Origin of the sequence: Streptomyces lydicus, assembly GCF_001729485.1 — a bacterium.
Classification (GTDB): domain Bacteria; phylum Actinomycetota; class Actinomycetes; order Streptomycetales; family Streptomycetaceae; genus Streptomyces; species Streptomyces lydicus_D.
Genome location: NZ_CP017157.1, coordinates 2,868,171 through 2,875,235, shown reverse-complemented (window position 1 = coordinate 2,875,235; position 7,065 = coordinate 2,868,171). Strand labels below are relative to the sequence as shown.

General features: G+C 73.3%; 8 protein-coding genes. 6 read left to right on the top strand and 2 right to left on the bottom strand.

Annotation, left to right across the window (positions count from 1 at the left end; genetic code table 11):
* The first annotated feature begins 318 nt into the window (after nt 1-318).
* Together SL103_RS12480 and SL103_RS12475 are read left to right on the top strand one after the other, a co-directional pair.
* The gene (locus SL103_RS12480) at nt 319-957 is read left to right on the top strand and encodes a DUF5134 domain-containing protein (protein WP_069568920.1); all 639 of its coding nucleotides are present in this window, start codon (nt 319-321) and stop codon (nt 955-957) included.
* A gap of 205 nt (nt 958-1,162) precedes the next feature.
* Nucleotides 1,163-2,098, top strand: a complete 936-nt coding sequence (locus tag SL103_RS12475; protein ID WP_069568919.1) for a M56 family metallopeptidase — start codon at nt 1,163-1,165, stop codon at nt 2,096-2,098.
* A gap of 90 nt (nt 2,099-2,188) precedes the next feature.
* On the opposite strand, the gene SL103_RS12470 is transcribed toward SL103_RS12475, so the two are convergent.
* Nucleotides 2,189-2,746: a DUF3291 domain-containing protein gene (locus tag SL103_RS12470; protein WP_069568918.1), complete on the bottom strand. Its 558-nt coding sequence runs from the start codon at nt 2,744-2,746 to the stop codon at nt 2,189-2,191.
* A gap of 377 nt (nt 2,747-3,123) precedes the next feature.
* Between SL103_RS12470 and SL103_RS12465 the strand changes: the two genes are divergently transcribed.
* Together SL103_RS12465 and SL103_RS12460 are read left to right on the top strand one after the other, a co-directional pair.
* Entirely contained in the window at nt 3,124-3,792 is a 669-nt protein-coding gene (locus SL103_RS12465; RefSeq protein ID WP_069568917.1) for a phosphatase PAP2 family protein, read from the top strand.
* Between the two features lie 7 nt (nt 3,793-3,799).
* Entirely contained in the window at nt 3,800-4,516 is a 717-nt protein-coding gene (locus tag SL103_RS12460; RefSeq protein WP_244303892.1) for an HAD family hydrolase, read from the top strand.
* Nucleotides 4,517-4,544: 28 nt separating this feature from the next.
* Here SL103_RS12460 and SL103_RS12455 read toward each other — a convergent pair whose 3' ends face one another.
* On the bottom strand, nt 4,545-4,943 hold the full coding sequence (locus tag SL103_RS12455; protein ID WP_069568916.1) for a VOC family protein: 399 nt from the start codon (nt 4,941-4,943) through the stop codon (nt 4,545-4,547).
* A 255-nt stretch (nt 4,944-5,198) separates the two neighbouring features.
* Here SL103_RS12455 and SL103_RS12450 point away from each other — a divergent pair, with 255 nt between their 5' ends.
* The gene (locus SL103_RS12450; protein WP_069568915.1) at nt 5,199-5,777 is read left to right on the top strand and encodes a TetR/AcrR family transcriptional regulator; all 579 of its coding nucleotides are present in this window, start codon (nt 5,199-5,201) and stop codon (nt 5,775-5,777) included.
* A 49-nt stretch (nt 5,778-5,826) separates the two neighbouring features.
* A complete protein-coding gene (locus SL103_RS12445) occupies nt 5,827-7,005 on the top strand; it encodes a GDSL-type esterase/lipase family protein (protein ID WP_069568914.1) in 1,179 nt (392 codons plus the stop codon).
* Nucleotides 7,006-7,065 lie beyond the last annotated feature (60 nt).

Here is a 7,065-nt window from a genome sequence, read left to right as displayed (position 1 = left end):
TTGGGGGGGGGCGGAGTCGCTTCGCCATTCGCCATGGGCCGGGAGGCGGGACGGCACCGCCGCACCACGGCTGGACCCACCGGCGAACCCCGGCAGGGCTCACGGCGGAACCCACCGGCCAGCCCCGGCAGGGCCCACGGCGGGTCCACGTCCTGACCCCGGCGCATGCCTCGCGCTCCCTCCATGCGTCCGTGCGCTCCCGTGTGACGGGAGCCGGCCGGGAATCAAGACGCCGACGCGTACGGGTGCCAAGGACCTCGGCGTAGAGGCACCGGGGACCCATGCATACGGACAACCGGCTCCAGGGGGAGGCGCTTCGTGCACGGACCGCCGTTGGTCGGCTGGCTGCTGGTGCTGCTGTGTACGGGCGCCGGTGTGTACTGCCTGGTGCTGGCGCGCAGCGCGCCGTCCGGGCAACGGGCGGGGACGCGCGGCGAGGGGCTGATGGCGCTGGGGATGGCGGCCATGGCGCTGCCGGCCTCCGCGGTGGCCCCGCCGGCGTGGTGGCCCTGGCTGTTCACCGCGGCCTTCGGGGCGGCGGGCCTGTGGGCACTGGTGCGACGGCATCTGCACCACGCGGTGGGGGCGGGGGCGATGGTGTACATGGCGCTCGCGATGGTCGGCCCGTCGGGGGCCATGGATCACCTGCGTCACATGGGCGGGACGGGCCACGTGGAGCAGGCGAGCCAGCTGGGCCAGGTGCACCAGTGGGATCAGATCGGCCAAGCGGGGGCGATGGGTTCCGTGGTGCACTCCGCCCCGGGCGGCCTGCCGCTGCTGACGGGACTGCTGCTCGCCTATTACACGGTGTACGTCATCGGCGCGGGGGTCCGGCTGGTGCCGGGGACGGCCACGGCGGTGGCCGGGCCGGCACCGCCCGAGGGGCCGGCCGGCGTACTGCGCGCGTGCCGCGTGGCAATGGGTATCGGCATGTTGGCGATGCTGCTGGCCGTGTGAGCTGCGACGAAAGCCCCCAGGGCCGGCCCCGGGCGGTACCCGTACCGCTCCGGGGCCGCACCCCGGCCCGCCCGGGACTCCCCCAGCCGTGCCCGCGGTCATGATCACGCGCCTTGGCTTGTTCACACGTGTCACCGGGGTGGCGTGCGTCACTTCCGATGCGGGCCCGTACCAAGGAGTAGCCGCCCGCTCATAAGGTAACGGCATGATGGTCCCGATCGCGCTGATGATTCTCGGCGTGCTGGCCGCGTCGATGGCGCCGCGGCTGATGGCCCGTTCGGACTGGCCCGACCGCGAGCCGGTGCTCGCCCTCTGGGTGTGGCAGTGCGTGGTCGCCGGCGTCCTGTTGTGCTGCGTCCTCGCGATGTCGCTGAGCGCGGCCGCCGCCTGGGAGGCCGTCCGCAGCCCGGTGTTCGGCTTCGCGCCCCGTGTGGTCGTCGAGGCGTATGCGCTCAATGCCTACGGGCCGTGGGCCGGCGTGCTGGCCCTCCTCCTCGCGGGTGGCGGCGCCTGGACGGCCGTCGCGCTGACCCGCGAGGTACGCGCGGCCCGGGCGCGCCGCCGGCAGTGCCGGGCCGACCTGCTGCGCCGGGCCCCGCTGATGCCCGGCGAGGAGCCCGCCGGGGAGCGGCTGGTGGTGCTGGAGAGCGAGCGCCCGGAGGCGTGGTGGCTGCAGCGTTCCGCGGCCCAACTGGTCATCACCACTGCCGCGTTGCGGCGACTGAAGGATCGTCAGCTGGATGCGCTGATCGCCCATGAACAGGGCCACGCGCGGGCCCGGCACGACCTGTTGCTCTACTGCTCCTCGGCGCTGGCCTCCGGCCATCCGCAGATCCGCGTCTTCGCCGCCTTCCGCGACCAGGTGCACCGGCTGGTCGAACTGGCCGCCGACGACGCCGCCTCGCGCCGTTTCGGCCGGTTGGCGATCGCCCTGGCACTGATCGAACTCAACGAGGACCGCGGGGTGTTCGGCCCCTGCCCGCCGCAGCTCGCCGAGGTCCCCGCGCGCGTGGACCGCCTGCTCGCCCCCGCGCCGCGCTTCACCGCCGGCCGCCGGCTGCGGATGACCGCGATCGCGGCGCTGGTCCCCGCGGTTCCGCTGCTGGTGACGTTCATCCCCGGTCTGACCGCGCTGACGTAGCCGGCGTCCCGCCGCTGGTCGCAGACGCATCTGTTCGCCGTCAGGCAATCGAGGCGGGTGACGGCGCCCCCAGTCGTTCAGGCTTCGTTGTCAGCGAACCTGGTCGCTCTTCGGCCCGATGTCTTTGCTCCTGGTCGGAGTGCCCTCCGGGGTGAAGGAGTGGTGGAAGGTGAAGGCGTGCGGTGCGGAGCCGTGGTCGTGGAGGTGTTCCAGCCGGGAAACCCCGTCCTGCCAGGTCGGTATCACGCCGTCGGCGACCCACCAGAACACGTAGTTCGGGTGTGCTGACCTCTCGAACCAGTCGTAACGCCTGTTCAGCGCCTCACGGTGCAGACCGGTGTAGACGGCGTCGACGGCGGAGCGCAGGTCGGTCCAGAGCGAGAGCGTCGCGGCCAGGGCGGTGGTTTCCACCGTACGGCCCTTGTCGTACCAGGTCGGTACGACGAACTCTCCCCAGGCACCCCAGTCCGCCCCGAAGAGCAGGCCCCGGACACCGTCTGCCGCTTCGGCATGAGCGAGGTATCCGGGGTGCCGGCTGATCTTCCGGTAGATGGCCGCGCCGCGGTCGTAGAACTCGTTCGTGAGAGGTGCGGGATCGGCGAGAGGTGACTTCAGGACGCCGAATGTGTACAGCGCAAGACGGGGCATGCGTCTCTCCCTGGTTTGGGGGGGTGCCTGGTGTGGACCCGGTCCGGTGGCTCGGGCGTGGGGCGAGGATTCGTGGGGCGAGGGTTCGTGGGGCGTGACCGACTCATCCCGTCGCCGGTGGCTCAGCCCGAAGGAACTCCTGCGCGACCGTGGGCGATCACCGAGGACCAGATGAAGGTAGCCGCCTCCGTGGGCCCTGTCGAAGTTGCGTTTTTCCTGTCCAAGTGGCCTCCTGCACCGGTCATTTCGGGGCTGGGGCTGGGGCGGTGACGGGCGGGGCAGGGTCCGCGCCGGCCCACGGGCTCGCCTCCCCGTACCGCGGCCCGGCCGGGCGCGTGGCCGGCCGGCGGCGGGACGCACTGACGTAGGGTCGCCTCATGTCGCACGGCGTCCGCCGCTCTCTTCCCTGCGCGGCCCTCTTCCTGCTGCTGCTCGCCCTGGTCGCCCTGCGCTGGGGCCCACTGATGTCACTGGACGCGGCCGTCAGCGGCGCGTTGCACCGGACGGCCGTCGCCTCGCCGGGCTGGACCCGGGTGAGCCGGGTGCTCAGCGACTGGGTGTGGGACCCCTGGGCGATGCGCGCACTGCTCGCGGTCGCGATCGGGCTGCTGGTACGGCGTGGTGCGCCGCTGCTGGCGGTCTGGGTGGGGGTCACCGCGCTGGCCGGTACGGCTCTCCAGCAGCTGGTGAAGGCGCTGGTCGGCCGGGCGCGCCCGGTCTGGCCGGATCCGGTGGACTCGGCGCACTACGCGGCGTTCCCCTCGGGCCATGCGATGTCGGCGCTGGTGGCGGGCGCCCTGCTGCTGTGGCTGCTGCGGCTGCACGGGGCGCAGCCGAGGTGGCGGTGGACGGCCCGGGTGCTGGTCGCGCTGTCCGTCCTCGGGGTCGGCTGCACCCGGGTGTATCTGGGGGTGCACTGGCCGTCGGACGTCCTCGGCGGGTGGCTGCTGGGCGGTGCCGTGGTGGCCGGGTCGGCCGGGGCGTACGCCGTCCGCGCGCGCCGGTGGCCGCAGCGGAGCGTTTCGGCGCACGGCCGCGGCGCATGATGGGCGTATGACCACGACCGGCCGTATGACCACGATCAAGGGTGTGCTCTTCGACTTCTCCGGGACCCTGCTGCGCATCGAGTCCCCGGAGTCCTGGCTGCGGGCGGCGCTGACCGCGACCGGTACGGAGATGGCCGAGGCCGAGATCGCCCTGCGGGCGGCCGAGCTGGACCGGGCCGGCGCCCTCCCCGGCGGCACCTCCCCCGCACAGCTGCCCGCCGAGCTGGCCGCGCGGTGGGAGATCCGCGACCGCGACGCCCGTCACCACCGCGCGGTGTACACCGGCCTGGCCCGCCAAGTGCCCCTTCCTCGACCGGAGTTGTACGACGTCCTCTACGACCGCCACATGACGGCGGAGGCATGGCACCCGTACCCGGACGCCGCCGAGGTGCTGGCGGAGCTGCACCGGCGCGGCCTCCGGATCGGCGTGCTCAGCAATATCGGCTGGGACCTGCGGCCGGTGCTGCGCGCGCACGGGCTCGACCGCCACCTGGACAGCTGTGTGCTCTCCTACGAGCACGGGGTCCAGAAGCCGGACCCGCGACTCTTCGCCCTCGCCTGCCGGGAGTTGGGGCTCCCGCCGTCCGCCGTGCTGATGGTGGGCGACGACCGCCGGGCGGACGGCGGGGCCACCGCCCTGGGGTGCGCGTTCCTGCCGGTCGACCACCTGCCGGTGGACCTCCGCCCGGACGGGTTGCGGCCGGTGCTGGACGTCGTGGGCTGAGGGCGGCCGCGGAGCCGTACGGGGCGCCTCAGTCCGCCGGGCGCGGCGCCAGCCACTCCTGGAGCTCGACGAGGTTGCCCTCCGGGTCCCGGAGGTGGGCGACCCGCATCCGGTCCGTCATCGGGGCCGGACCGTGGGCGAGGACGGCGCCCCGTGCGGTGATCCGCGCGCAGTGGCCGTCGAGGTCGTCGACCCGCAGGACGACGAGGGAGCGGTAGCCGGCCGGCGGCGCGGCCAGCTCCCCGAGGACGCGGGCCATCTGCCCGCGGTCCTGCAGGGCGAGGCCCGCTGACCCCTCGTCGCAGGTGAACTTGGCGTACGGGCCGTCCTCGGCCGGGAACTGCGGGGCGAGGCCGAGCACGTCGCGGTAGAAGCGGTAACAGTCACGGAAGTCCGTGACGAGCAGGCGGATCTGGGCCAGTTCCATCGTGTCCCCCGTAGGACGTCAACGCGTCCGAGTCAGCCGATCAAGCGCCGCCCGGACGACCGACCGCGCGGTGCCCGCGGTGCGCGGGCGACGGCGTCGCGCGTGCGGCGGCGCCCCGACGCTACTCGCCCGTGCCCGCGGCTCCCACGGCGACCTCCCGGCGGCCCAGCCAACGCCAAACGCTAAAAGCGTTGCCCATTTGCCTAAAGCTATTAGGTAGCTGCATAATCTCTTTCGCTGAATGGGAGGAACGTTATGGTGCGCGTAGGGCTGACCACGGAGCGTCTGGTCCGGGCGGGAGCGGAGCTGGCCGACGAGGCGGGCTTCGACCAGGTGACCGTCTCGGCGCTCGCCCGGCGGTTCGAGGTCAAGGTCGCGAGTCTGTACTCGCACGTGAAGAACTCCCATGACCTCAAGGTCAGGATCGCGCTGCTGGCGCTGGAGGAGCTCGCCGACCGGGGCGCCGCCGCGCTGGCCGGCCGGGCCGGCAAGGACGCCCTGACGGCCCTGGCGAACGTCTACCGCGACTACGCACGGGAGCACCCCGGCCGCTACGCCGCGGCCCAGCTGCGACTCACCCCGGAAGAGGCCGCCGCCAGCGCCGGGGGCCGGCACGCGCAGATGACGCGGGCGATCCTGCGCGGCTACGACCTGTCGGAGCCGGACCAGACGCACGCGGTCCGGTTGCTGGGCAGCGTCTTCCACGGCTACGTCAGCCTGGAGTCGGCGGGCGGGTTCAGTCACAGTGCGCCCGACTCGCAGGAGACCTGGGAACGCATCCTGGACTCCCTCGACGCGCTGCTGCGGAACTGGCCCGCGCAGGCCGCCCCGTAACCCCGCCCCGCAGACTCCGGATACCGAACGACACGTTGAGGCACGGGACATGAACGAGAACTGGATCACCACACCCGTCACCGCGGAACTCCTGCGCGGCGCCCTGGAGGTGGAACGCACCGAGCACGGCGTGCTGCCGCACCGGCTGCCCGCCCGCGCCCGCGCCCAGTGCGCCGACGGCCAACTGGCCATGGCCGAGGCCCAGCCCTCCGGCGTCCGGCTGGTCTTCCGCACCCGGGCCACCACCGTCGAACTGGACGCCCTTGCCACCAAGCGGCACTACGTGGGCGCGCCGCCCCGCCCGGACGGCGTGTACGACCTGCTCGTCGACGGCCGCCTGGCCGGCCAGGCCGGCGTGGCGGGCGGCAACACCCTGACCATCGACATGGCCGCCGGAACCTTCGTGCACGAGGCGGGCCCGGCCGGCACCGTCCGCTTCAGCGGACTGCCCGACGCCGACAAGGACGTCGAGATCTGGCTGCCGCACAACGAGACCACCGAACTCGGCGTGCTGCGCACCGACGCCCCCGTCGAGCCCGCACGGGAGCGGGGACGCAAGGTGTGGCTGCACCACGGAAGTTCGATCAGCCATGGCTCCGACGCCGCCAGCCCCACCACCACCTGGCCCGCGCTCGCCGCCTCCCTCGGCGGCGTGGAGCTGATCAATCTGGGCTTCGGCGGCAGTGCCCTGCTCGATCCGTTCACCGCCCGCGCGCTCCGGGACACCCCCGCCGACCTGATCAGCATCAAGATCGGCATCAATCTGGTGAACGCCGACCTGATGCGGCTGCGCGCCTTCACCCCGGCGGTGCACGGCTTCCTCGACACCATCCGCGAGGGCCATCCCCGCACCCCGCTGCTGGTCGTCTCGCCCCTGCTGTGCCCCATACACGAGGACACGCCCGGCCCCAGCGCACCGGACTTCAGCAGCCTCGGCGAGGGGCAGCTGCGGTTCCGGGCCACGGGTGATCCGGCGGAACGCGCGAGCGGGAAACTGACCCTGGGCGTCATCCGGGACGAGCTGGCGCGGATCGTGGCGCAGCGGGCCGCCGCGGATCCGCACCTGTACCACCTCGACGGGCGGGAACTCTACGGCGAGGCGGACGCCGTCGAACTGCCGTTGCCCGACGCGCTCCACCCGGACGCCGCCACCCACCGCCGCATCGGCGAACGCTTCGCCCGCCTGGCCTTCACCGCCGACGGCGCCTTCGCGGACCGAGGCGCCTGAGGCGTGTGGGGTGGCCGGGGCATCCGGGGGGGGCTTGAGGCGGATCGGTGGAGGCCGCCT